Source organism: Amycolatopsis sp. CA-211722 (assembly GCF_056828465.1).
Window position 1 is genome coordinate 6507264 of record NZ_CP184752.1, and the last position, 23122, is coordinate 6530385.

The window sequence follows — 23122 nt, forward strand, 5'->3', positions numbered from 1 at the left end:
TTCGGGCAGCGTCCTGGCCGCCGACGTGAATCGCTCTCGGCTACCGTGGGTCCGGAAAAGGCCCATTCGACCGTGAGGGGGAACCGTGACCGAACCGTCCACACTGGACGGACTCGCCGCCGTCCTGTGGGATATGGACGGCACGCTGGTCGACTCGGAGAAGCTGTGGGACGTCGCGCTCTACGAGGCCGTCGAAAGCCTCGGCGGCACCCTGACCGAGGAGCAGCGCCTGAGCCTCGTCGGGTCCAATATGGACGACACGGCCGCGTTCCTCCTCGACGTGTGCGCCAGGCCCGTGACGCCAGAGTCGATCGCGGAGATGGGGGAGTGGATCCGCCGCCGTACGGCCAATCTGTTCGACGGCCCGCTCCCGTGGCGCCCCGGCGCGCAGGAGTTGCTCGAACTGTTGCGCGCCAACGGTGTCCCGATGGCGCTGGTCACCTCCACCGAACGGTCGCTGACCGAACTCGCGCTCAACACGATCGGCCGCGAGTACTTCGCCGCCACGGTCTGCGGAGACGAGGTCGACGGTCTGAACAAACCGAACGCCAGGCCGTATCAGCTGGCCGCGGAGTTGCTGGGAGTCCCGGCTTCCCGGTGCGTCGCGATCGAGGATTCACCGCCGGGCGCGGCTTCCGCGGCCGCGGCGGGGTGCACCGTGGTGGTGATCCCGAACGACGTCGACGTCGATCCGGGTGAACGGCGCGTGTTCCGCTCGTCGCTGGTGGGTCTCGACGTGCCGGGGCTGACCGCGCTCCTGCCCTGACCGCCATGTCGCATTTCCGCTAGACCCCGCCCCGTGCGGTCGGTGATGCTTGCCGGGTGCATGAGGATTTCGAGCGCTGCGTCCGAGCGGTCCAGTCGAACGACGCCCGGTTCGACGGCTGGTTCTTCACCGCCGTCCTGACGACGCGGATCTACTGCCGGGCGAGCTGCCCGGTCGTCCCGCCCAAGCCCGAGAACATGACGTTCTACCCGAGCGCGGCGGCCGCGCAGGAGGCCGGGTTCCGCGCGTGCAAGCGCTGCCGTCCGGACGCGAGCCCGGGTTCGCCGCAGTGGAACGAGCGCGCGGACCTGGTGGCCAGGGCGATGCGGCTGATCGCCGACGGCGTCGTCGACACCCACGGCGTGCGCGGGCTGGCCGCCCGGCTGGGTTACAGCGTCCGGCAGGTGGAGCGCCATGTGCGGGCCGAACTCGGCGCCGGTCCGCTCAGCCTCGCTCGCGCCCAGCGGGCGCAGACGGCGCGGCTGCTGATCGAGACGACCGGGCTGTCGATGATCGACGTCGCCCTCGCCGCGGGATTCGGCAGCGTCCGGACGTTCAACGACACCGTGCGAGAGGTCTTCGCGCTGTCCCCGACGGAGCTGCGGGCTCGGGTCCGCACGGCACCGGCGACCGCCGCCGGGACCCTGAATCTGCGTTTGCCGTATCGGAAACCGCTGTTCCCGGACAACCTCTTCGGGCATCTGGTCGCGACAGGCGTCCCCGGCGTCGAAGAGTGGCGCGACGGCGCGTACCGCCGGACACTGCGGCTCCCGCACGGCCCGGCCGTCGTCGCCCTCAAACCGGAAGACGGCTACATCGGATGCCGGCTCACCCTGTCGGATCTCCGGGACCTCTCGACCGCGATCAGCCGCTGCCGCCGTCTGCTCGACCTCGACGCCGACCCGGTCGCGGTCGACGAGGCGCTGGCGGCGGACCCGCTGCTCGCGCCGCTCGTCGCCGCCGCGCCGGGCAGGCGGGTGCCGAGGACGGTCGACGGAGACGAGTTCGCCGTCCGCGCCGTCCTGGGCCAGCAGGTGTCCACCGCCGCGGCCCGCACCCACGCCGCCCGGCTGGTCCTCGCGCACGGAGAACCCGTCGACGACCCGGACGGTGGCCTCACGCACGTCTTCCCGGACGCCGCCGCGCTCGCGGACCTCGACCCGGAAAGCCTCGCGATGCCGGAGAGCCGCAAGCGGACCCTGCTCGGTCTCGTGGCCGAACTGAACGGCGGCGGCCTCGACCTCGGCGCGGGAAGCGACTGGCAGCGAGCCCGCGAGCGGCTGCACGCGCTGCCCGGTTTCGGCCCGTGGACCGTCGAGAGCATCGCGATGCGCTCGCTCGGCGACCCGGACGCCTTCCTGCCGACGGACCTCGGCGTGAAGGTCGCCGCGAAGGAGCTCGGGTTCGGCCCGGCGGCGTTCGCCGCGCACGCCGAACGGTGGCGCCCGTGGCGCGCCTACGCCGTCCAGCACCTCTGGGCGACCGGAGATCACCCCATCAACCGGCTGCCCGCCGCCTGAGTTCCGAGGAGCGCCATGCGCACGCACACCGTCATCGACAGCCCGTACGACAAGCTGACTCTGGTCGCGGACGGCGAGAGCCTCTGCGGGGTGTACATGGTCCAGCAGCGGCATCGCCCGGCCGAGGAGACGTTCGGCCATCCCGATCCGGGCTCGCCGATCTTCGTGGACACCGAGAAACAGCTGAAGGAGTACTTCGCCGGTCAGCGCGAGGACTTCGCTCTGCCGCTGAGCTTCGGCGGCACCGAGTTCCAGCGGATGGTCTGGGAAGGACTGCTCGCGATCCCGTATGGCGAGACGGTCTCCTACGGTCAGCTCGCCGACCGGCTCGGCAGGCCCACCGCGTCGCGCGCGGTCGGCCTCGCGAACGGGAAGAACCCGATCAGCATCATCGTGCCGTGCCATCGGGTGATCGGTTCCACCGGCGGTCTCACCGGTTACGGCGGTGGTGTCGAACGGAAGCGGCGGCTGCTCGACTTCGAGCGGGGTGGCGCGGCGCTGTTCTGAAGTGTGACGCGACCGGCACCACACCGGCCCGGGGCAGCGCGACGCGGGCGCGGATGGAAGGATCTCCAGACTGTGAAGACCTTCGATGAGCTGTTCGCCGAGCTTGCCGACCGCGCCCGCACGCGGCCCGACGGTTCCGGCACCGTCGCCGCGCTCGACGCGGGAGTGCACGCGCAGGGCAAGAAGGTGCTCGAAGAGGCGGGCGAGGTGTGGATCGCCGCCGAGCACGAATCCGACGACAGGCTCGCCGAGGAGATCTCACAGCTGCTGTACCGCGTACAGGTGCTCATGCTCGGCCGAGGACTGTCGACAGAGGACGTGTACCGGTACCTGTGACGCTTTCGCGTCCGGAGAACCAAGGAGAAGCAATGCTGCGTGTCGCCGTGCCGAACAAGGGAGCCCTCGCCGCCGCCGCGTCGGAGATGCTCGGAGAGGCCGGCTACCGCAGGCGACATGAGGCCCGCGACCTGACCGTGCTGGACACCGTCAACGAGGTCGAGTTCTTCTTCTTGCGTCCCAAGGACATCGCGATCTACGTCGGGTCCGGCGAGCTGGATCTCGGCATCACCGGCCGCGACCTCGCGCTCGACTCCGGCGCCCCGGTCGAGGAGATCCTCGGCCTCGGCTTCGGCGGTTCCACCTTCCGGTACGCCGCGCCCGCGGGCCGGGAGTGGAAGGCCGAAGACCTGCAGGGCAAGCGGCTCGCGACGTCGTACCCGCGCCTCGTGCGCGAGAACCTGAAGCAGCACGGGGTGGAGGCGGAGGTCATCCGCCTCGACGGCGCCGTCGAGATCTCGATCCAGCTCGGTGTCGCCGACGCCATCGCGGACGTCGTCGAGTCCGGACGATCGTTGCGCCAGCACAATCTCGTGGCCTTCGGCGATCCGATCTGTGTGTCGGAGGCTGTGTTGCTGCAGCGGGCGGGTACGGAGCACACCCGGCCGAAGGACCAGCTGAAGGCACGGCTGCAAGGTGTGGTCTTCGCCCAGCACTACATGATGCTGGACTACGACTGTCCGCGTACGTTGCTCGACGCGGCGATCGCGATCACGCCGGGCCTCGAGTCGCCGACCGTCGCGCCGCTGGCCGACGAAGACTGGGTGGCCGTGCGGGCGATGGTGCCGCGCAAGGAGGTCAACCGGATCATGGACGAACTCGCCGAGACCGGCGCCAAGGCCGTACTGGCTTCGGACATCCGGGCCTGCCGTCTCTGAGGCCCTCCAGACGCTATGAACGGTCCGTTCCTTGCGAAATTTGCAAGGAACGGACCGTTCATAGCATGGGCTAGCGGGGCCGGTTCGGCTTCTTGGGCATCAGGTCGTAGAGCTTCTTGCGCGTCCCGTTGTCCTTCGCGCTGCGCGTCACCGACACCTCGGTGATGAAGTCCTCGAAGACGAACTCCTCGTCCGCGGGCACGATCGCCGCGGCGGGATGGTTCTGCAGGTAGCCGTCCAGCGTCTCCGCGATCTCCCGGAACGACAACGCCTGCAGGGTTTCCGGTGCGTAGGTCGTCACCGGCACGCCGTGCGCGGCGGCTTCGTTCATCACGACGCCGAGCGGGACGTGCGACAGCATCGGGATCCCGAACGCGTACAGCTCCTGCAACGCCGCGGCCGCGTAGTGCGAGATCGGGCGGCGGTAGAGCCCGGGCACCAGACCGTAATAGGCGATCGGCGGACGGCCGACGGTCTGTTCGACGTAACGCACCTGGTCCGAAAGCAGGCGCAGGGCACGGATACTCGTCCGGTCCGGCTGCACCGGCACGAGGATCCCGTGCGAAGCGGCGAGCGCGTTGTTGGTCAGGACGTCGAGCGCGGGCGGGCAGTCGATGATGATGTGGTCGTAGTTCGCGAACTGGATGACCCTGGCCAGCTGCCAGCCGGGCACCCGGAACTGGTCCAGCCGCCGGATCAGGTCGAACATCCCCGGCGAGGTCGGGATGACGTCGAACGCCCCGCCCCGCCCGAGGTTGCTGCGCGGATGCCGGACGACGAGTTCCTCGATCGGGCCCTTCCATACCTTGGTCAGGGCTTTCGCGAGGCTGGGCATGTCCGGCGCCACCTCGTCCAGCCCGAGGAGTTCAGTGGTCGCGTGGCCTTGTGGGTCGAGGTCGATCAGCAGCACCCGGCGGCCGCGTTCGGCCAGTGCGGCCGCCGCGCCCACGCTGAGTGAGGTCTTGCCGACCCCGCCTTTCTGGTTGACCACCGAGGTGATCTGCATGCCGAAGCGCTCCCTGTGTCTGTTGTTCCGGGAAGGCTATTGGAAACCCGCCGAGAAAGCGCGTCTATCAGCCCGCCTGTCGCGGCCGCACCAGCAGGGCCTGGGCTCCGGAGGCGATCGGGCCCGAGGCGTCGTGCAGGGTCGTGGTCGCGGTCCCGATCCCGTTCGGGCCGACCAGGGTGGCCGCGTCGACCCCGATCCAGTCGCCCAGCGGCGGGCGGCGCAGGTGCACCGTCAGCTCCGAGTTGATGAACCACCAGTCACGCGGGTCCAGGAAGTTCGAGATCCCGTTGCCGGAATCCGCCAGCACGAACAACCGCTGCAGCGGGCTCGGCTTCTCCCCGTCGACGAGCGCGACGCGCTGCCTGCCCCAGACGGTCGCGGGGCCGGGTTCGTCCAGCGCGCCCTCGACCCGCCGCCACTCGACGGCGTCGAGGTACCCGCCGTGCCAGCCCTCCGGCCAAGAGGACGCCGGTAGCCCGTCGGGTGAGGGCAGCGCCGGACCTTCCTCGGTGGCCACCGCCGAGGTGTCCGAGGTCGCGATCCGCCAGGCCGACGCACGGGCGACGACCCGCTCACCGTGGGCGAGCTCGGCCACCAGCCACTCCACCGACCGGCCCGGCCGCTCCACCCACGCCCGCACCGAAAGCTCCTTCAGCGGCGCGGGCCCGAGGATCTCGACCGTCACCCGTGCCAGCTGGCCGGCGTGCGGCGCCTCGACCTCTTCGAGCGCGCGGACCAGCAACGCCGAGGGCGGCCCGAAGTGCTGCGCGTCCGGGGTCCAAGGGCCGGCGGTGTGCGGGGTCGGGAGGAAGACGCCGTCCCCTGACGGCACGTAGAAGGCTTCTGTCACAAGGGCACTCTAATCCGCACGGTCCAATACGGACTCTTCACCGGGATCGGGCTCCGGCCAGCCGGGGTACGGCGGGGGAGTGCCGCCGTACTGCGGGCAGAGCGCCTGGTGATCGCACCACGCGCAGAGTTTGCTCGGATTCGGCCGGAAGTCGCCGGTCTTGCCCGCCTTGAGGATCGCCTGCCAGATCGCCTCCAGCGTGCGCTCGAAGCGGATGAGCTCGCCTTCGTCCGGCGTGTAGGCCAGGGACTGCCCGTCGGTGAGGTACATCAGTTTCAGCTGGCGCGGCACGACACCGCGGAGCCGCCAGAGGACCACGGCGTAGAACTTCATCTGGAACATCGCCTTGGCCTCGCCGATCTCGCGGGGCGCGGCGCCGGTCTTGTAGTCGACGACCCGGATCTCGCCGGTCGGCGCGACGTCCAGCCTGTCGACGTAACCCCGGAGCAGCACTCCGGAGCCCAGCTCGATCTCGACGTGCAGCTCGCATGCCTCAGGCTCCAGACGACGCGGATCCTCGAGGCCGAAGTAGGTGTCGACGAGCTGCTCGGCCGACGAGAGCCAGGAGGTGACGGCCTCGGGATCGTCCTGGTCGAACAGCTCGATCCATTCCGGACGCTCCGCGGACAGCTCCTCCCACGCCGGCGCGAGCAGCTCCTTGGCCTGCGGCGGGGTGCGATCGGCCTGGGGAAGGGAGAACAGGCGCTCCAGCACGGAATGCACCAGCGTGCCGCGCAGCTGGGCCTTCGTCGGGATCTCGGGCAGTCTGTCCACCGCGCGGAAGCGGTAGAGCAGCGGGCACTGCTTGAAGTCGCTGGCACGCGACGGGGACAGGGCCGGCCGACGGCGCGGGACTTCGGCGCCGGGCGGCGGATCGGCGGTGACCGTGTCGGTGTCGGGCATGGGGTGAGCGTATCGCCGGGCACCGACAGTTCCGGGACCGCGACGCACCGGAGCGGCATGACCGACACCACCCGGACGGGAAGGGCGGGTTACGGGCACCCCACACCTGGGCATCTACGCTCTGACACATGGCGGTGACGGGTGAGCAGGGCCCGCCTCGACGAGGCGTGGCGCCGGAGGGTGGGCTCCTGCTGTTCCGCGTCTCCGGGATCCCTGTGCTGCTGGCCCCTTCGTGGTGGATCGGCTCCCTGATCATCGTGGTCCTCTACACGCCGCTGGTCGGCCGGATCCTGCCCGGCGCGACCACGCTGACCTCCTGGCTGCTGGCGGCCGCGTTCGCGGTCCTTCTCGGGCTCTCGGTGCTCGCCCACGAACTCGGGCACTGCCTGGTCGCGCTGCGGCTCGGCATCCCGGTCCGGCGCCTGCGGCTGTTCCTGCTCGGCGGCCTCTCCGAGGTCGCCAGGACACCCCGCGAGCCGAGGCAGGAGGGGCTCGTCGCCGCCGCGGGACCGATCGTTTCGCTGCTGCTCGGCGGATTCTGCGGTCTGCTGATGTTCGCGGTCCCGCCGGAAAGCGCCGCCTGGCTGCTCATCGCCGAATGCGCCGTCGCGAACTTCGCCGTCGGGATCTTCAATCTTCTTCCCGGACTCCCGCTCGACGGCGGACGGCTGGTCCGCGCCGGGGTCTGGGCGGCGACCGGCCGCCGTGAGAAGGGCACGCGGGCGGCGGCCGTCGGGGGCGGGATCGTCGCCGCCGGACTGGTCGTCTGGGCGTTGTGGGGGCTGGCGGCGGGTAGTGAGGACCGCTGGCTCCGGCTCGGGGTCTGTGTCGTGACGGCGTGGTTCGTGGTCCTCGGAGCCCGAAGCGAACTCGCCGCCGAAACGCGCCGAGGCTGGCCGGAAGGCGTACGGCTCAGCGAACTCGTCCGTCCCGTCCTGCAGTTGCCGGCGGAAAGCCCGGTCTCGGACGCGCTGGCCGCTTCGGCCGGCCGCGGGGTGGTCCTGGTGCGTGCCGACGGCGTCGCGGCGGGCCTGCTCGACGAAACGGCCGCCGCGCAGCTCGCCGGAACGTCACCGCACGCGCCCGCGGAGATGGCCGCCGAGCCGATCCGGGCCGACACCGTGCTGCTTTCGTCGGAGCCGGGCGAGGAGATCGCCGAGCGGGTCCGGGAAACGGCCGCGTGGCAGTTCCTCGTGGTGGACGACGAAGGCAGGCCCGCGGGCGTGCTCAGGCGTGAAGACCTCCGCGCGGCGATGACCCGGAGCCGACCCCCGGCGTAGCGCGGCGAGGCCACCTGCGAGGATCGGTCGTCGATCAGTTCGCGGGTATGGAGGTTCAGTGTCGGTCCGAGGGCCGTTTCGTGTTGGTGACCGGGTTCAGCTGACCGACTCCAAGGGGCGGCACTACACCATGGTCCTCGCCGAGGGACAGCAGTATCACACCCATCGCGGCGCGCTGGCGCACGACGACGTGATCGGCGCGCAGGAGGGTTCGGTCGTCACTTCGGCCGGCGGCAGCCACTATCTCGCGCTTCGCCCCCTGCTGCCGGATTACGTGCTGTCGATGCCGCGTGGCGCGCAGGTGATCTACCCGAAGGACGCCGCGCAGATCGTGATGTGGGGCGACATCTTCCCGGGCGCGCGGGTGCTCGAGGCGGGCGCCGGCTCCGGCGCGCTGACCTGTTCGCTGCTGCGGGCGGTCGGTTCGGAAGGGACCGTGCAGTCCTACGAGATCCGGGACGACCACGCCGAACACGCCGAGCGGAACGTCGAGAAGTTCTTCGGCCACAAGCCGGACAACTGGTCGCTGACGGTCGCGGACCTGTCGACGCACACCGGCGAGGTGGACCGCGTCGTTCTCGACATGCTCGCGCCTTGGGACCAGCTGGAGACGGTCGCCGCGCATCTGGTGCCCGGCGGCGTGCTCACGGTCTATGTGGCGACGGTCACACAGCTTTCGCGGATCACGGAAGCCATGCGGGACCAGCAGTGCTGGACCGAGCCGGAATCGTGGGAGACCCTCATGCGGCCGTGGCACGTCGTGAGTCTCGCGGTGCGGCCGGACCACCGGATGGTCGCGCACACCGCGTTCCTGCTGACGGCGCGCCGTCTGGCGGACGGCACCGTTTCGCCGCGGGTGCATCGCCGCTCCGGCAAGGGCTGATCGGTAAAGCCGGTCTTGAGTGGCGTTTCGGGTGGGGTCTTGGGTTCCTGCCGGCTTCCGGCCGCGGTTGAGCACGGACAGCCCTGGCCCGCGGGTTCTGGAGGTGGTGTCGCGAAAGCCACCTTCGGGACACCAGACGTCTCGAAAGTGGCTTTCGAGGGATGATCGCCGGGGCGGTGCGGGGCAGCCATGCCGGACGTTGCGAAAGCCACTTTCGCAACCCTCAACGTTGCGAAAGTGGCTTTCGTAACGCCCGGGCCAGGCCCAGCCCTCAGCAGAATCCAGGAGAACCCCGAAACGTCAGGGCACGCACCACTTGCCGTCCTGCTTCTTGAGCGGGAACGGCGTGTCCTTCCGCCCGCCCACGCCTTCGACGTGGACGGTCACGGTGGCGGAGTCACCGCTGACCACCGGCGGATCCGGGACCGTCGCGGTCACCTTGCCCGCCGCCGCCCACTTCCGGCCGAGCTCGGCGAGATCGGCCGACGACTGCTGGGCGCAGGTGAGTTTCCCGAACGCCGTCGCGTCGTGGTTGACGATGGCCGCGGCGATCGCCTTGCCGGCCACCTCGACCGCCGCCACGTCCGGATCCACCGGAACCGGACGGGACGAACCCGGCGGTGGCGAGGGCGCGCCGGTGCTCGACGCGGCCGGGTCGGAGCCGGAGGGGGCCACCAGCAGCAGCCCCACCACGACCCCGGCCACGACCGCGCCACAAACCACCGCCGCGGCGGTCAGCTTGTGGCTCACCGTCACCGGTGGGTCACTTCTTGTCGGCCTTGATGTCCTTGAGGCACCACAGGTTCGACTCCTTGGCCGCTGTGATCGTCCCTTCCGCCATCTTGGTGCCCTGGGTGGCGCGGTAACGCCCGGTCGCCCGGTCGCCGCTTTCCTTGGCGGGCTCGGTGATCTCCAGCTTGATGGGGTCGAGCGGCTTGCCCTCGTCCTTGGTGTTCTCGCTGCGGCAGATCAGATCGAGGAACGTCTTCTTGTCGCCCGCGCTGTAGGAGGTCGCGGCGCTTTCGAAGACTTCCTGCGGAGTGGCCTTGCCACCGGGAGCCGGACCCGAGCTCTTCGTCGACGAGGTGCTCGGCGAGCTGGACCTGGTCCGGGTCGAGCTCGGCTTCTGCGACGACGAGGACGGGGCCTCCGTCGGGGCGGCACTGCTGCTGGGCGGCGCGGCGACCGGGTTGTCGTCGCCCGAGTTCAGCGCGATGACCAGCGCGGTGACCCCGCCACCGACCAGCAGGACCGCGCCGATCGCGATGCCGACGATCAGACCGGTCTTCTTTTTCTTGGGTGGCTCTCCGCCGCCGAAACCGCCTTCCTGCGGGTAGGCGTTGTAGCCGCCCTGCTGCCCGTACGGATCCGGCTGGCCGAACTGCTGCGTGCCGCCGGGGTATCCCTGCTGGGGCTGAGGACCGCTTTGCGGGTAGCCGCCCTGCTGCTGGCCGTACGGGTCCTGTCCGTACTGGCCACCACCGGGGTATCCCTGTTGCGGCTGGGGGCCGCTCTGCGGGTACCCGCCCTGCTGGCCGTACGGATCTTGTCCGTAGCCGCCGGGCTGCTGCGGCGGGTAAGTCATGGCTGGTGCCCCCTAGCTGTTCTGCGAAAATGCTCAACATGACCTGCGGGTCCGCCTCCCCGGCGAACGTCGCCCGATGCTAGCCATCGAGCCCGATCGCCGCTCGATTAGGGCCGAACTGATACCGGAATCTCGTTTGCACCCGGACGGAGCCGGGTATTCCGCCGCAGGTCAGGGCAGGTGGACGGATTGTGACCATGAGTGCGCCGGACCCGGCACCGGGATGGCCCCTTGCGCGTCGCGAAGGTACGTGCTGACGGGTCGTCCGGAACGCGACGCGCCGATCTTGTGATGCGGAAAGGCCTTTTATTGTCGGTGATCGCCGGTACCGTGGAATGAAAAGCACTCCGAGGAGGTGCCCGATGCATCATGACCTTCCCGGAGGTCGGCGCGAGGAGGCCGACCCTTCAGAAACGACCGGAGCTGGAACCACGTCCGACGAGCAGGCACGTCAAGTCCGCTTCCTCGAGGAGGAAGTCGCACTGCTGCGCCGGAAGCTCACCGATTCCCCACGCCAGAACCGAGTGCTGGAGCAGCGACTCGCCGAGGCGTCGGAACGAGTGAGCCAACTCACGGAACGCAACACGAAACTGGTCGAGACGCTCCGCGAGGCGCGTGGCCAGTTGCTCGCGTTGCGAGAGGAGGTCGACAGGCTGGCCCAGCCTCCGAGCGGTTACGGCGTGTTCGTCACCGCGTACGAGGACAACACGGTGGACGTGTTCACCGCGGGCCGCAAGATGCGGGTCTCGGTCTCACCCGCGGTCGAGGTCTCGTCGCTTCAGCGCGGACAGGCGTTGCGGCTCAACGAGGCGCTCACCGTCGTCGAAGGCGGTGACTTCGAGCGGATCGGCGAGGTCTGCGCGCTGCGCGAGGTGCTGGCCCCGGACGTCGAGGGCGGCAGCCCCCGCGCGCTCGTGGTCGGGCACGCGGACGAGGAGCGGGTCGTCCTGCTCTCCGATCCGCTGGCCGAACAGCCCCTCAAGCCGGGCGATTCCCTGCTGGTGGACTCGAAAGCCGGTTACGCCTACGAGCGCGTGCCGAAGGCGGAGGTCGAGGATCTCGTGCTGGAGGAGGTGCCCGACGTCCGGTACGAGGACATCGGTGGCCTCACCCGGCAGATCGAGCAGATCCGCGACGCCGTCGAGCTTCCGTTCCTGCACGCTGATCTCTACCAGGAGTACCAGCTGCGCCCGCCGAAGGGCGTGCTGCTCTACGGGCCTCCTGGCTGCGGTAAGACCCTCATCGCCAAGGCGGTGGCCAACTCGCTCGCCAAGAAGGTCGCGGAAGCCCGCGGCGACTCGGCGGACGGGAAGTCCTACTTCCTGAACATCAAGGGTCCGGAACTGCTGAACAAGTTCGTCGGGGAGACCGAGCGGCATATCCGCCTGATCTTCCAGCGAGCTCGGGAAAAGGCCTCCGAAGGCACCCCGGTGATCGTGTTCTTCGACGAGATGGACTCGATCTTCCGCACCCGCGGTTCGGGCGTGTCCTCCGACGTGGAGACCACGATCGTCCCGCAGCTGCTTTCCGAGATCGACGGTGTGGAAGGCCTGGAGAACGTCATCGTCATCGGCGCCTCCAACCGCGAGGACATGATCGACCCGGCGATCCTGCGGCCGGGCCGGCTCGACGTCAAGATCAAGATCGAGCGTCCGGACGCCGAAGGCGCGAAGGACATCTTCTCCAAGTACCTGTCCGACGGCCTGCCGATCCACGCGGACGACCTCGCCGAGTTCGGCGGGGACGTGCGGGCGACCTTCGACGCGATGATCCAGCACACCGTCGAGCGGATGTACGAGGAGACGGACGAGAACCGGTTCCTCGAGGTCACCTACGCCAACGGTGACAAGGAAGTCCTGTACTTCCGCGACTTCAACTCGGGCGCGATGATCCAGAACATCGTGGACCGGGCGAAGAAGTCGGCCATCAAGTCGGTGCTGGAGACCAAGCAGCCCGGCCTGCGCGTGCAGCATCTGCTGGACGCGATCGTCGACGAGTTCGCGGAGAACGAGGACCTGCCCAACACCACCAACCCGGACGACTGGGCCCGGATCTCCGGCAAGAAGGGCGAGCGGATCGTCTACATCCGCACGCTCGTCACCGGCAAGAACCAGGATTCGGGGCGGGCGATAGACACCGCCACGAACACCGGTCAGTACCTGTAGCACGAACCGAAGGGGCCCTTCACCGCACGCTTCGCGGTGAAGGGCCCCTTCGTGTCACACGGGTACGGGTTCTTCGACCTTCTTGCGCGGGCTCAGCCGCCCGTGCGCGGCCAGGATGCCCAGGACGACGAGCAGCGCGCCGACGGGCTGGTTCCACGCCAGGGGCTCGTCGAGGACGAGAACGCCGAGCAGGACACCCACGACCGGTGTGAGGTAGGTCACGGCCGACGCGTTGGACGCGCCCCACGCCGCGATGATCGAGGCGTTCCAGGCGTACGCCAGACCGGTTCCGAGTGCCCCGAGCGCGATCATGCTGAGCACGATCGGCGTGTCCAGGCGCACCGGCGTCGTCGCGATGAACGGCGCGAGCACCAGCATCACGACGGCGCCGCAGCAGACCTGCCCGAGCGCGATGGTGGGCGCGTCGAGGTTCCGCCAGGAAATGAACCGGCGCACGTAGACGAACGAGATGCCGTAGCAGGTCGTCGCGCCAAGGCAGGCAAGTTGCGCGGTCAGTTCGTGGGAAACGTCGATCCCTTGCCAGACGCCGACGATGGTGAGCACGCCCAGGAAGCCGAGGATCAAGCCGGTCGTCCTGGCCTTGGTGAAGCGTTCCGACGGCAGGGCCGCGGCGGCGATGAGCATGGTGATCAGTGGCGTCGTCGCGTTGAAGATGCTGGCGAGCCCGGACGAGATGTACTGCTCGGCCCAGGAGAAGAGCAGGAACGGGATCACGCACAGCAGGACGGAGACGACCGCGAGATGGCCCCAGAGCGCCGGATCGCGGGGGAGTGGCTTACGGCGCCACGCGGCGATGGCGATCAGCGCGACGGCGCCGAGGCAGACGCGCGAAAGCGCCACCTGGGCCGGCGACAGGCCGGTGAGACCGACCTTGATGAACAGAAAACTCGCACCCCAGACGACCGCGAGCGCCGCGAACCGGATCGCGATACCGAAACGTCCCAATTGTCCTTCTCCTGAATCCTCAAGCCGGGACTCAGTGAAGCCTGGGATCCCCCTTGCGCTCCAGCGGTTTTCGGACGATGTGGTCGACGCCTCCCGCGTGGCGCTCGGCCGAACCGACCGTATAACGACCTATACTTCCGGGCTGTGAGCGAATCCTCCGGGCGCCCGCGCGCGCCGATCACCGAAGCGGATGTCCTGGCCTGGCTGGAAACGACGGCCGCCGCCGTACGAGCGGGAGAGGTGAGCGCTCCCGAACTGATCGAGATCCTGGGGGAGTTGCGCCGCGCCTCCGCGGCGTGTGCCGACGCTTCGGATTGGGCGCTGCTCGCCGCCAGGGAGGAGGGCGCCAGCCTCCGCCAGATCGCGCCCGTCTTCGGCAAGGGTTACGTTCGGGCTCCGGCGGCGCGTCTCGAAAAGCTCCATCGTCAGGCGCAGAACTCGAGTCAGTGGCTCGCGATCCTCCGCCACAAGAACGAAGGAGCCCGGTGACAGACTCGGAAAACCCCGTCGGCGACCGGATCGCCGTCGGCCTGGCGGCGCTCGGCAGGCCCGCGTACATCAATCTCGGCCGGGTCGACGCGCTGCCGCCCGGACGCGAGTTCGAGGCTATGCGAGCGGCTACTCACGACGTGCTGGACGACGCGTACCGTGCGGGCGTCCGCTGGATCGACGTCGCCCGTTCGTATGGTTCTTCGGAGGAATTCCTCGCCGGCTGGCTTGCCGACCGCGGCCACACGGACGTCACCGTGTCGAGTAAATGGGGCTACCGCTACGTGGGGGAGTGGAAGCTCGACGCGGAGGTGCACGAGGTCAAGGAGCACACCGCGGCGCGGTTCGCCGGGCAGTGGGCCGAATCCGTGGGCCTGCTGGGGAAGGCGATCTCGCTCTACCAGGTCCACTCGCTCACTGTGGACAGTCCACTGTTCACCGACGACCGGCTGATCGGCGCGCTGGCGGAACTCGCCGCGGACGGCGTGCCGGTGGGGTTCTCGACCTCCGGACCGTCGCAGGCCGACGCCGTCCGCCGGGCGTTCGAACTGGAGGTTTCGGGAACGCCGGTGTTCAGCGCCGTGCAGTCGACGTGGAACCTGCTGGAACCGTCCGCCGGCCCGGCGCTCGCGGAAGCGCACGCCGCCGGGAAACGGGTGCTGGTCAAGGAAACCGTCGCGAACGGACGGCTGGTGGTCGAGCCACCGGCGCCGCTCGCGCGGATCGCGCGCGAACACGGGACGGGCCCGGACGCGGTGGCCATCGCGGCGGCGCTGGCACAGGACTGGCGCCCGATCGCGGTCATCGGCCCGTCGAGCACCGCCCAGCTCGCGGAGAATCTCGTTGCGGCGAAGGTGAAACTCGCCGAGGGCGAACTCGCGGAGCTGGCCGCGCTCGCGGAGGAACCGGTCGCCTACTGGCGGCATCGATCCTGCCTCGGCTGGCATTGAGGGGCTGGACTAGTCTCGCGGCAAACGTCAGGCGGGACATCGGGGAGGACTCGAGAGTGCGTCATCGGCAGGTGCTCGCGGTGGCGACGGTCGCGCTGTTCGGGTTGTCGGGATGCGCCGACCGTCCCAACGACCTCGACACCTACTACGACGACCCGACACCGACGCCCACGGTCGAGCCCGCGCAGCCGTCGGTGAAGCCGCAGGCCAACCCGGTGCCACCGTCGTCGACCCTGGCTCCCGTCCCCGCGGCCGTTTCCGCCGCGCTGCTGACCGACGAGGACGTCGCCGAGGAAGAGGTCGTTCCCGGCGAGAGCAAGGTGTCCGGCTGTCTGACCGGGCTCACCCGGGGCACGAGCCGCTCGGCCACGTGGGCGTACCCCAGCGGCTCGACGCTGGAACATCAGGTCACCGAGTACACCGACCGTGCCGCTTCGGACGTCGTCCTCCGTGCGGACTGCGACGGCAAGAAACTCACGCTGGCGAAGCAAACCGGCGTCGAGGTCCAGCGCGCCTGGTGCGACGGCACGACGTGCACGGTGTTGCTCGCCAAGGGAAAGCTCGTCTCCGCACTCAGCGTGACCGCCGGGACCGAGGCGAGGGCGACGGACGCGGCGAAGCGGTTGTTGCCGGTCGTCGCGCAGCGCCTCCGTTCGGCCTAGCGCGCGTCTTCTCGCCGGAACCACTCCAGGGCGCCCAAACGCCCGTCCGGGATGAACCGGCTCTCCGGATCCACGAGCCACGAACGCAACTCGCCCAGCGTCAGCCAGCGTCCTTCGACCACTTCGGACGGCTGATGGACGAAAGGGCCGTCCCAGCGCGTTTCGAAGGCGAAGTTGTGGCAGCGGATCGTGTCGTCGTCGGTGACGTGGACGAAAAGCGGCCGTAGTTCCGCTCCGTGGACACCCAGTTCTTCAGCCAGTTCCCGGCGGGCGCAGTCCTCCGGGGTCTCGCCCGCGGCGACGATGCCGCCGGCCCAGCAGTCCCATGTGGAGGGATAGACGTCCTTGGTGGCCGTACGGAGGTGCACGTAGACACGCTCTCCGTCACTCGAACGGACCAACACCACGCCCGCCGCGTGCCAGAGTCCTTCGGCGCGGACCCGGGAGCGCGTGGCCGCACCCACGACGGTTCCGCCGAGGTCATAGAGCGCAACGAGTTCGTCACTGCCTGACATGGGGGGCATCGTCGCACGCCTCCGACCCCGTAGGGTGGTGGGTATGCGGCGGATCATGGGAACCGAAGTCGAGTACGGCATCGCGGTGCCGGGCGACGCGACGGCGAACCCGGTACTCACCTCGACCCAGGTCGTGCTCGCCTACGCGGCCGCGGCGGACGTCCCGCGGGCGAGGCGGGCCCGGTGGGACTACGAGGTGGAATCGCCCTTGCGCGACGCGCGCGGGTTCGACCTGACCGGTCCGAGCGGCCCCGGACACGACCCGGACGTCGAGGACCTCGGCGCGGCGAACGTCATCCTGACCAACGGGGCGCGGCTGTACGTCGACCACGCCCACCCCGAGTACTCGGCGCCCGAGGTGACGAACGCGCGCGACGCGGTCATCTGGGACAAGGCGGGCGAACGGGTCATGGAGGAAGCGGCGCGCAAGGCCGCCACCGTCCCGGGCCAGCCGCCGTTGCAGCTCTACAAGAACAACGTCGACGGCAAGGGCGCGAGCTACGGCACGCACGAGAACTACCTGATGCAGCGGTCGACCCCGTTCACCGCGGTGATCGCCGGGCTGACGCCGTTCTTCGTCTCCCGCCAGGTGGTCACCGGTTCGGGCCGCGTCGGTGTCGGGCAGCAGAGCGAGGAAGCGGGTTTCCAGCTCTCGCAGCGTTCGGACTACATCGAGGTCGAGGTCGGCCTGGAGACCACGCTCAAACGCGGGATCATCAACACCCGTGACGAGCCGCACGCCGACGCGGACAAGTACCGCCGTCTGCACGTCATCATCGGCGACGCGAACCTCGCCGAGTACTCGACGTACCTCAAGGTCGGCACGACGGCGCTGGTGCTGGACCTGATCGAGGCGGGCGTCCGCTTCGACGATCTGAAACTCGACGAACCGGTGCGGGCCGTGCACCAGATCAGCCACGACCCGACGCTGAAGGCGAAGGTGTCGCTGGCCAACGGGCGCAAGTACACCGGGCTGGACCTCCAGTTCGCCTACCACGAGATCGCATCGGCGAACCTGGAGCGCACCGGCGCGGACGAGGCCTCCAAGGAGGTCCTGCGGGTCTGGGGCGAGATCCTGGACGCGCTGGCGCGGGACCCCCAGGAATGCGCGGACAGGCTGGACTGGCCGGCGAAGCTGCGGTTGCTCGAGGGCTACCGCGCGCGGGACCAGCTGGCCTGGGGCGCGCCGCGGTTGCGGCTGGTCGACCTGCAGTACTCGGATGTCCGGCTGGACAAGGGCCTGTACAACAGGCTCGTCACCAGGGGATCGATGAAGCGCCTGGTGACCGAGGAGGAGGTGCTGGAGGCGGTCACGACCCCGCCTTCGGACACCAGGGCCTACTTCCGGGGCCGCACGCTGGAGAAGTACGCCAACTCCATCGCCGCGGCGTCCTGGGATTCGGTCATCTTCGACGTCGGCCGGGAATCGCTGGTGCGGATCCCGACGTTGGAGCCGTTGCGGGGCACGAAGGCCCATGTGGGGAAGTTGCTGGACGACTCCGCGACCGCCGAGGAGCTGGTCGAGGCGCTCACCGGTTCGGACTAGCTGGATTTCCTTTCATCGGGGTTAAGCGATCACGGATCCCGCGGATTGTCGGGACCGCTGGGTAGGCTAGGAAACATCGGCCACACCGGGAGGCGAGATGGCTCAGGAAAAGATCGAAAAGCACGGCGGCGGCGACTCGGACGAAGAGTTCGAGGACGGCGGTCCGGCGGGTCAGGAACGGCGCGAGAAGCTCGGCGAGGACGTCGACACGATCCTCGACGAGATCGACGACGTGCTCGAGGAGAACGCCGAGGACTTCGTCCGCGCCTACGTGCAAAAGGGCGGCGAGTAACTCGTCTTCCGGCGGCCGGCGCGGCCGCCTGTGCGGAGCCGGCGGATCACACAGATTGGAACTTTGAGCACGTATGGAACACACCTCGGGTAAGTCGGCGCTGCCCGCCGCGTACTTCTCGTCGGCGACCTCGTCGTTCTCGGACTTCCTTCGGGCGCAGGCGCCCGAGCTGCTCCCTGAGCGGCGGGTCTCGGCCGGGGCGGGCGGGCTGGACGCCCCGCACGGGACGACGATCGTCGCGGTCAAGTTCGCGGGCGGCGTGCTGATCGCCGGTGACCGGCGGGCCACGTCGGGCAACCTGATCGCTTCGCGCGACATGGAGAAGGTCCACGTCACCGACGAGTACTCGGCCGTGGGCATCGCGGGCTCGGCCGGGCTGGCGATCGAAATGGTGCGGCTGTACGCGGTCGAACTGGCGCACTACGAGAAGATCGAGGGTGTTTCGCTCTCGCTCGACGGCAAGACGAACAAGCTCGCGGGGCTGGTGAAGTCCAACCTCGAGATGGCGATGGCGGGGCTGGCCGTGCTGCCGCTGTTCGTCGGGTACGACCTCGACGCCGAGGACGCGAAGCACGCGGGCCGGATCGTCTCGTACGACGCCACGGGCGGCCGCTACGAGGAGAACGCGGGCTACCACGCCATCGGCTCGGGTTCGCTTTTCGCGAAGGGCTCGCTGAAGAAGCTGTACGACCCGGACGCGGACGCCGAAGCCGCGATCAGGACGGCGGTGGAGGCGCTGTACGACGCGGCGGACGACGACACCGCGACCGGCGGGCCGGATCTGGTGCGCCGGATCTTCCCGACGATCGTGACGGTCACCGCGGAGCAGGGTGCGGTGGCGTTGCCACTCGAGCAGACGACGGCGGTGGCCGAGGCCGTCGTGGCCGCACGAGCCGAGCGCGGGCGCTAGCCGTCCTTCCCTGTCCCTTCCCGATGAGAGCCCGAAAGAGCGGAGCACCACAGTGACGATGCCGTTGTACGCCTCTCCCGAGCAGCTGATGCGGGAGCGTTCCGAGATCGCGCGCAAGGGCATCGCGCGTGGCCGGAGCGTGGTCGTGCTCAAGTACCGCGGTGGCGTGCTGTTCGTGGCCGAGAACCCCTCGGCGACGTTGCACAAGGTGTCGGAGATCTACGACCGGATCGGTTTCGCGGCCGTGGGCCGCTACAGCGAGTTCGAGAACCTCCGCGTCGCCGGTATCCGGCACGCGGATCTGAAGGGCTACCAGTACGACCGGCGGGACGTCAGCGCGCGGGCGCTGGCGAACGCGTACGCCGCGACGCTGGGCAGCATCTTCACCGAGCAGCTGAAGCCGTTCGAGGTGGAGGTCTGTGTCGCCGAGGTAGGCGACACCGCCGCCGAAGACCAGTTGTACCGGCTGACCTACGACGGCTCGATCTTCGACGAGCCGAAGTTCGTCGTGATGGGCGGTCAGGCGGACACGCTCACCACGAAGCTCAAGGAGAGCTTCGAATCGGACATGGAGCTGGAAGCGGCGCTCGGCGTCGCGGTGAAGGCGTTGCGGGACAACACTCCCACGCCCGCCAACGGTGACTCGGACCCGGTGAAGCTCGAGGTCGCCGTCCTGGAGCGGGACCGGCGCGGCCGTAAGTTCCGCCGGGTCGCCGGTGCCGCGCTGGACGCCTTGCTTCCCGCCGAGCCGGAGGAACCGAAGGAGGACGACGCCGACGGCGACAAGCCCGCCGGTGAGTCCAAGAAGGACTGAGTCTCGTCAAGTACGTGAAGGCCCCCTTCATTGCGTCTAGCGCAATGAAGGGGGCCTTCACGTACTTGGGGACTGGTGTGAGCGGTCAGCTCGCGACGTGCGCTCAGGCCGTGAGGTCTTCACTTTCGGCAGGGCCGACACCCGCGCTGACGTTGCGAAAGCCACTTTCGCAACCTTCAACGTTGCGAAAGTGGCTTTCGCAACGTGCCTTGTGCCCTCAGTACACAGTGGACGCGGCGCCTAGAGCCGGTAGATGGTGAGCGCGCTGGGCCGCGACCGGAAGAGGAAGTCGTTGCCGAGCGGGCCGACCTCGCCGTCGGTGGCGACGCGGCGGTTGCCGTTCAGCAGCCGGACGTGCAGCTCCGGGACGTCGAGTTCCTGGTAGACGTGGCTGGCGTTGAGGCTGTTCGTGATCGTGGCGAGGATGAACCGCGCTCGCGAGTACGGCACGTCGGCGCGCAGGTAGCGGACGTCGAGGAGGCCGGTGTCGAGCGCGGGCCGACGTGAGGGCGCGAACCCCTTCGGCGAGTAGGTGCCGTTGCCGACGAACAGCAGCCAGATGCTGGTGTGCTTGCCGTTGAGGGTCACTTCCAGCGGCTTCGCGCGCCGCAGGGTGCGGGCGAGCGCGATCGCCGCGGACGGCCACTTCGGGTGCCGCTTCTGCAGCTTCTCCCGGATCCGGACCATTTCCGGGTAACCGCCGAGGCTGGCGGTGTTGACGAAGTAGCGGTGGTCGTCGTCGTGGTTGATCTCGACCTCGCCGAGGTCGACACCGACGGCGTTGCCCGCTTCGGTGGCGGCGTCCGCGTCGGGCATCGAGCGCATGCCGACGTCCCGGGCGAAGTGGTTGAGGGTGCCCGCCGGGATGAGCGCGAGCGGCAGGTCGTGGTCGGCCGCGACGGCGGCCACGGCGGCCACGGTCCCGTCGCCGCCGGCGACACCGAGCGCGCGCACGGTGCCGCCGCGCGCGGCGATCTCGTCACAGAGCTGATCGCGCAGGTCACGCTTCGCGTCCGGATAGAGGATGGTGGCCTTGGGCCAGGCGAACCGGGCTTCCTCGGTCGGATCCTGGCCGTCGATCCCCGAATGCGGGTTGACCAGGACGAGCATGTCTTCGCCGTCGCGCATCTCCGGCGCTTCGGCGGTGTGCGCGGTGCGACCGGGGACGTCGTCGTTCAGCGGCCACCAGTGCCGCGTCAGCAAGCCGGCGCCGACCCCGATCCCGATCCCCACGCCGACGTCACTGGGCCAGTGGACGCCGGTGTGGACCCGGGAATAGGCGACGGCCGCGGCCAGCGGTACGAGGGCGGCCCCGGCCTTGGGCGATTCCATCGCCACGGCCGTGACGAAGGCGGCCGCGGACGCCGAATGCCCGGACGGGAACGACGACGAGGTCGGCCGCCGGACGAGCCGCCGGTGCATCGGCACCTCTTCGGCCGCGGGACGGCGACGGGGGAACAGCGGCTTGCCGATGAGGTTCGCCGCCGCGCTGGCCCCGGCGATGGCGGCCACGCCGCGGAGCGCGCCCCGGCGTGTCGGCCCCTTCTTCGCCGCGAGCAGGACCGCGACACACCACCAAAGCTTGGATTTGTCCGCACTTTTGGAGAGCGAGGTGATCACGTCGTCGGCCCTGCTCCTCGGCAGGGCCGCACTCCGTGCCATCAGCCGCCGATCGGTCCGTCCGACCTTGCGGAAAGGGCGTTTGAGCTGCTTTAACACGGGTTCCCCACTTCCGGGTCTGGACGTCATGCGCGTGATACCCGATCGGGACTTCCCGCACACCTTTCACCGAATGCAACGTACCGACCGCGTGTCGCCGCCCGAACGGCGCACCTTCAGTGGGTCTTCACCGCCTACTCTGGTGGGATGCAGCGGCGGATCTTTGGCATCGAGACCGAGTTCGGGGTCACGTGCACCTTTCACGGGCAACGCAGGCTCTCCCCGGACGAAGTGGCGCGTTACCTGTTTCGGCGTGTCGTGTCCTGGGGGCGTTCGTCGAACGTCTTCCTGTCGAACGGCTCGCGGCTCTACCTCGACGTGGGTTCCCACCCGGAGTACGCGACGGCCGAATGCGACGACCTCGTCCAGCTCGTCACGCACGACAAGGCGGGGGAGCGGATCCTCGAGGACCTCCTGGTCGACGCCGAGCGGCGGTTGGCGGACGAGGGCATCGGCGGCGACATCTTCCTGTTCAAGAACAACACCGACTCGGCGGGCAACTCCTACGGCTGCCACGAGAACTACCTGGTGACCAGGGCGGGTGAGTTCTCCCGGATCGCCGACGTGCTGCTGCCGTTCCTGGTGACCCGGCAGCTCATCTGCGGCGCCGGCAAGGTGCTGCAGACGCCGCGCGGCGCCGTGTACTGCCTGTCCCAGCGAGCGGAACACATCTGGGAAGGCGTCTCCAGCGCCACCACGCGCTCGCGGCCGATCATCAACACCCGCGACGAGCCGCACGCCGACGCCGAACGCTACCGGCGCCTGCACGTGATCGTCGGTGACTCGAACATGGCCGAGCCGACCACGATGCTCAAGGTCGGATCGGCGAACCTCGTGCTGGAGATGATCGAGGCGGGGGTCCAGTTCCGCGACTTCACCCTGGACAACCCGATAAGGGCCATCCGCGAGATCAGCCACGACCTCACCGGCCGCCGCCAGGTGCGGCTCGCCGGCGGTCGCGAGGCGTCCGCGCTGGACATCCAGCGCGAGTACCACGCCCGCGCCGTCCAGCACGTCAAGGAGACGGGTTCGTCGCCGCAGTCCGAGCGGGTCGTCGAGCTGTGGGGCCGGGCGCTGGAGGCGGTCGAGCAGCAGGACTTCAGCAAGATCGACACCGAGATCGACTGGGCGATCAAGCACCGCCTGGTCGAGCGCTACCGCAACAAGCACGACCTCGACCTGTCGAGCCCGCGGATCGCGCAGCTCGACCTGGCCTATCACGACATCCGGCGCGGGCGCGGCATTTTCGACCTGCTGCAGCGGAAGGGGCTCGTGCGGAGGGTCACCGACGACGGCGAGATCGAGCTGGCCAAGGACACCCCGCCGCAGACCACGCGGGCGAAGCTGCGCGGTGACTTCATCGCCGCCGCGCAGGCCGCCGGACGTGACTTCACCGTGGACTGGGTGCACCTCAAGCTGAACGACCAGGCGCAGCGGACGGTGCTGTGCAAGGACCCGTTCCGCTCGGTGGACGAGCGCGTCGAGCGGCTGATCAGCTCACTCTGATTGGTCCGTGAAGGCCACCTTGAGGGATCCAGAGTCCCTTAAGGTGGCCTTCACGGATCTTCGAGGGAGAG

At 69.2% G+C, this 23122-nt stretch carries 24 protein-coding genes; 16 read left to right on the forward strand and 8 right to left on the reverse strand.

From position 1 onward, the window contains the following. Positions 1–85: 85 nt before the first annotated feature. The 5 genes from ACOCEP_RS30680 (at position 86) to hisG (ending at position 4007) form a co-directional block, all read left to right on the forward strand. Entirely contained in the window at positions 86–766 is a 681-nt protein-coding gene (locus ACOCEP_RS30680; RefSeq protein ID WP_482332588.1) for an HAD family hydrolase, read from the forward strand. Positions 767–822: 56 nt separating this feature from the next. Beyond that, positions 823–2286 (forward strand): AlkA N-terminal domain-containing protein, encoded by a 1464-nt coding sequence (locus ACOCEP_RS30685; protein ID WP_482332589.1) that lies wholly within the window; start codon positions 823–825, stop codon positions 2284–2286. A 15-nt stretch (positions 2287–2301) separates the two neighbouring features. Next, positions 2302–2793 carry a methylated-DNA--[protein]-cysteine S-methyltransferase gene (locus tag ACOCEP_RS30690; protein ID WP_482332591.1) on the forward strand — a complete coding sequence of 164 codons (492 nt, stop codon included), beginning with the start codon at positions 2302–2304 and terminating at the stop codon, positions 2791–2793. 72 nt (positions 2794–2865) lie between these two features. Further along, the gene (locus tag ACOCEP_RS30695) at positions 2866–3129 is read left to right on the forward strand and encodes a phosphoribosyl-ATP diphosphatase (protein WP_034306611.1); all 264 of its coding nucleotides are present in this window, start codon (positions 2866–2868) and stop codon (positions 3127–3129) included. 32 nt (positions 3130–3161) lie between these two features. Further along, positions 3162–4007 (forward strand): ATP phosphoribosyltransferase, encoded by an 846-nt coding sequence (hisG, locus tag ACOCEP_RS30700; RefSeq protein ID WP_482332592.1) that lies wholly within the window; start codon positions 3162–3164, stop codon positions 4005–4007. A 70-nt stretch (positions 4008–4077) separates the two neighbouring features. Here the strand turns inward: hisG and ACOCEP_RS30705 are convergent, their stop codons facing one another. The 3 genes from ACOCEP_RS30705 to ACOCEP_RS30715 all read right to left on the reverse strand — a co-directional run bounded on the left by ACOCEP_RS30705 (position 4078) and on the right by ACOCEP_RS30715 (position 6769). Next, positions 4078–5013 (reverse strand): ParA family protein, encoded by a 936-nt coding sequence (locus ACOCEP_RS30705; RefSeq protein WP_482332593.1) that lies wholly within the window; start codon positions 5011–5013, stop codon positions 4078–4080. Between the two features lie 67 nt (positions 5014–5080). Continuing rightward, on the reverse strand, positions 5081–5866 hold the full coding sequence (locus tag ACOCEP_RS30710; RefSeq protein ID WP_482332594.1) for a thioesterase family protein: 786 nt from the start codon (positions 5864–5866) through the stop codon (positions 5081–5083). Positions 5867–5875: 9 nt separating this feature from the next. Then, positions 5876–6769, reverse strand: coding sequence for a RecB family exonuclease (locus ACOCEP_RS30715; RefSeq protein WP_482332596.1), 894 nt, complete (start codon positions 6767–6769; stop codon positions 5876–5878). A gap of 128 nt (positions 6770–6897) precedes the next feature. On the opposite strand from ACOCEP_RS30715, the gene ACOCEP_RS30720 reads away from it, so the two are divergent. After that, the gene (locus ACOCEP_RS30720) at positions 6898–8049 is read left to right on the forward strand and encodes a M50 family metallopeptidase (protein ID WP_482332597.1); all 1152 of its coding nucleotides are present in this window, start codon (positions 6898–6900) and stop codon (positions 8047–8049) included. A gap of 58 nt (positions 8050–8107) precedes the next feature. Beyond that, positions 8108–8932, forward strand: a complete 825-nt coding sequence (locus ACOCEP_RS30725; RefSeq protein ID WP_482332598.1) for a tRNA (adenine-N1)-methyltransferase — start codon at positions 8108–8110, stop codon at positions 8930–8932. A 300-nt stretch (positions 8933–9232) separates the two neighbouring features. Here the strand turns inward: ACOCEP_RS30725 and ACOCEP_RS30730 are convergent, their stop codons facing one another. Both ACOCEP_RS30730 and ACOCEP_RS30735 read right to left on the reverse strand, forming a co-directional pair. After that, complete coding sequence (locus tag ACOCEP_RS30730) at positions 9233–9688, reverse strand: hypothetical protein (protein WP_482332599.1); 456 nt, start codon at positions 9686–9688, stop codon at positions 9233–9235. Positions 9689–9695: 7 nt separating this feature from the next. After that, positions 9696–10517 (reverse strand): hypothetical protein, encoded by an 822-nt coding sequence (locus ACOCEP_RS30735; RefSeq protein ID WP_482332600.1) that lies wholly within the window; start codon positions 10515–10517, stop codon positions 9696–9698. Between the two features lie 362 nt (positions 10518–10879). On the opposite strand from ACOCEP_RS30735, the gene arc reads away from it, so the two are divergent. Continuing rightward, positions 10880–12682, forward strand: coding sequence for a proteasome ATPase (gene arc, locus ACOCEP_RS30740; RefSeq protein ID WP_482332601.1), 1803 nt, complete (start codon positions 10880–10882; stop codon positions 12680–12682). Between the two features lie 54 nt (positions 12683–12736). Here arc and ACOCEP_RS30745 read toward each other — a convergent pair whose 3' ends face one another. Then, entirely contained in the window at positions 12737–13648 is a 912-nt protein-coding gene (locus ACOCEP_RS30745; protein ID WP_482332602.1) for a DMT family transporter, read from the reverse strand. Positions 13649–13792: 144 nt separating this feature from the next. Between ACOCEP_RS30745 and ACOCEP_RS30750 the strand changes: the two genes are divergently transcribed. Genes ACOCEP_RS30750 through ACOCEP_RS30760 form a run of 3 tightly spaced genes read left to right on the forward strand, consistent with a single transcriptional unit; the run spans position 13793 to position 15749 of the window. Next, positions 13793–14137, forward strand: a complete 345-nt coding sequence (locus tag ACOCEP_RS30750; RefSeq protein ID WP_125678154.1) for a hypothetical protein — start codon at positions 13793–13795, stop codon at positions 14135–14137. Continuing rightward, the gene (locus tag ACOCEP_RS30755) at positions 14134–15087 is read left to right on the forward strand and encodes an aldo/keto reductase (protein WP_482332603.1); all 954 of its coding nucleotides are present in this window, start codon (positions 14134–14136) and stop codon (positions 15085–15087) included. Before ACOCEP_RS30750 ends, ACOCEP_RS30755 begins: the two co-directional genes overlap by 4 nt. Before the next feature lie 56 nt (positions 15088–15143). Continuing rightward, positions 15144–15749, forward strand: coding sequence for a hypothetical protein (locus tag ACOCEP_RS30760; protein WP_482332604.1), 606 nt, complete (start codon positions 15144–15146; stop codon positions 15747–15749). Here the strand turns inward: ACOCEP_RS30760 and ACOCEP_RS30765 are convergent. After that, positions 15746–16264 carry an NUDIX hydrolase gene (locus ACOCEP_RS30765; protein WP_482332605.1) on the reverse strand — a complete coding sequence of 173 codons (519 nt, stop codon included), beginning with the start codon at positions 16262–16264 and terminating at the stop codon, positions 15746–15748. The two genes, ACOCEP_RS30760 and ACOCEP_RS30765, sit on opposite strands and share 4 nt — an antisense overlap. A gap of 43 nt (positions 16265–16307) precedes the next feature. On the opposite strand from ACOCEP_RS30765, the gene dop reads away from it, so the two are divergent. The 4 genes from dop to prcA all read left to right on the forward strand — a co-directional run bounded on the left by dop (position 16308) and on the right by prcA (position 19826). Further along, positions 16308–17810: a depupylase/deamidase Dop gene (gene dop / locus ACOCEP_RS30770; protein ID WP_482332606.1), complete on the forward strand. Its 1503-nt coding sequence runs from the start codon at positions 16308–16310 to the stop codon at positions 17808–17810. A gap of 97 nt (positions 17811–17907) precedes the next feature. Beyond that, complete coding sequence (locus ACOCEP_RS30775; RefSeq protein ID WP_037319666.1) at positions 17908–18102, forward strand: ubiquitin-like protein Pup; 195 nt, start codon at positions 17908–17910, stop codon at positions 18100–18102. Positions 18103–18175: 73 nt separating this feature from the next. Next, entirely contained in the window at positions 18176–19012 is an 837-nt protein-coding gene (gene prcB / locus ACOCEP_RS30780; protein ID WP_125678144.1) for a proteasome subunit beta, read from the forward strand. Positions 19013–19064: 52 nt separating this feature from the next. Continuing rightward, complete coding sequence (prcA, locus tag ACOCEP_RS30785) at positions 19065–19826, forward strand: proteasome subunit alpha (RefSeq protein WP_482332607.1); 762 nt, start codon at positions 19065–19067, stop codon at positions 19824–19826. Positions 19827–20066: 240 nt separating this feature from the next. Here the strand turns inward: prcA and ACOCEP_RS30790 are convergent, their stop codons facing one another. Continuing rightward, positions 20067–21545, reverse strand: coding sequence for a phosphatase PAP2 family protein (locus ACOCEP_RS30790; RefSeq protein WP_482332608.1), 1479 nt, complete (start codon positions 21543–21545; stop codon positions 20067–20069). A 147-nt stretch (positions 21546–21692) separates the two neighbouring features. Here ACOCEP_RS30790 and pafA point away from each other — a divergent pair, with 147 nt between their 5' ends. Further along, positions 21693–23051, forward strand: a complete 1359-nt coding sequence (gene pafA / locus ACOCEP_RS30795) for a Pup--protein ligase (RefSeq protein WP_007035399.1) — start codon at positions 21693–21695, stop codon at positions 23049–23051. Positions 23052–23122: the final 71 nt, after the last annotated feature.

Excerpts from the sequence above, each read along its gene's own strand:
- ACOCEP_RS30690 (WP_482332591.1), top strand. The coding sequence starts at position 2,302 with ATGCGCACGCACACCGTCATCGACAGCCCGTACGACAAGCTGACTCTG.
- hisG (WP_482332592.1), top strand. The coding sequence starts at position 3,162 with ATGCTGCGTGTCGCCGTGCCGAACAAGGGAGCCCTCGCCGCCGCCGCG.
- ACOCEP_RS30705 (WP_482332593.1), bottom strand. The coding sequence starts at position 5,013 with ATGCAGATCACCTCGGTGGTCAACCAGAAAGGCGGGGTCGGCAAGACC.
- ACOCEP_RS30715 (WP_482332596.1), bottom strand. The coding sequence starts at position 6,769 with ATGCCCGACACCGACACGGTCACCGCCGATCCGCCGCCCGGCGCCGAA.
- ACOCEP_RS30720 (WP_482332597.1), top strand. The coding sequence starts at position 6,898 with ATGGCGGTGACGGGTGAGCAGGGCCCGCCTCGACGAGGCGTGGCGCCG.
- ACOCEP_RS30735 (WP_482332600.1), bottom strand. The coding sequence starts at position 10,517 with ATGACTTACCCGCCGCAGCAGCCCGGCGGCTACGGACAAGATCCGTAC.
- arc (WP_482332601.1), top strand. The coding sequence starts at position 10,880 with ATGCATCATGACCTTCCCGGAGGTCGGCGCGAGGAGGCCGACCCTTCA.
- ACOCEP_RS30765 (WP_482332605.1), bottom strand. The coding sequence starts at position 16,264 with ATGTCAGGCAGTGACGAACTCGTTGCGCTCTATGACCTCGGCGGAACC.
- dop (WP_482332606.1), top strand. The coding sequence starts at position 16,308 with ATGCGGCGGATCATGGGAACCGAAGTCGAGTACGGCATCGCGGTGCCG.
- ACOCEP_RS30775 (WP_037319666.1), top strand. The coding sequence starts at position 17,908 with ATGGCTCAGGAAAAGATCGAAAAGCACGGCGGCGGCGACTCGGACGAA.
- prcB (WP_125678144.1), top strand. The coding sequence starts at position 18,176 with ATGGAACACACCTCGGGTAAGTCGGCGCTGCCCGCCGCGTACTTCTCG.
- pafA (WP_007035399.1), top strand. The coding sequence starts at position 21,693 with ATGCAGCGGCGGATCTTTGGCATCGAGACCGAGTTCGGGGTCACGTGC.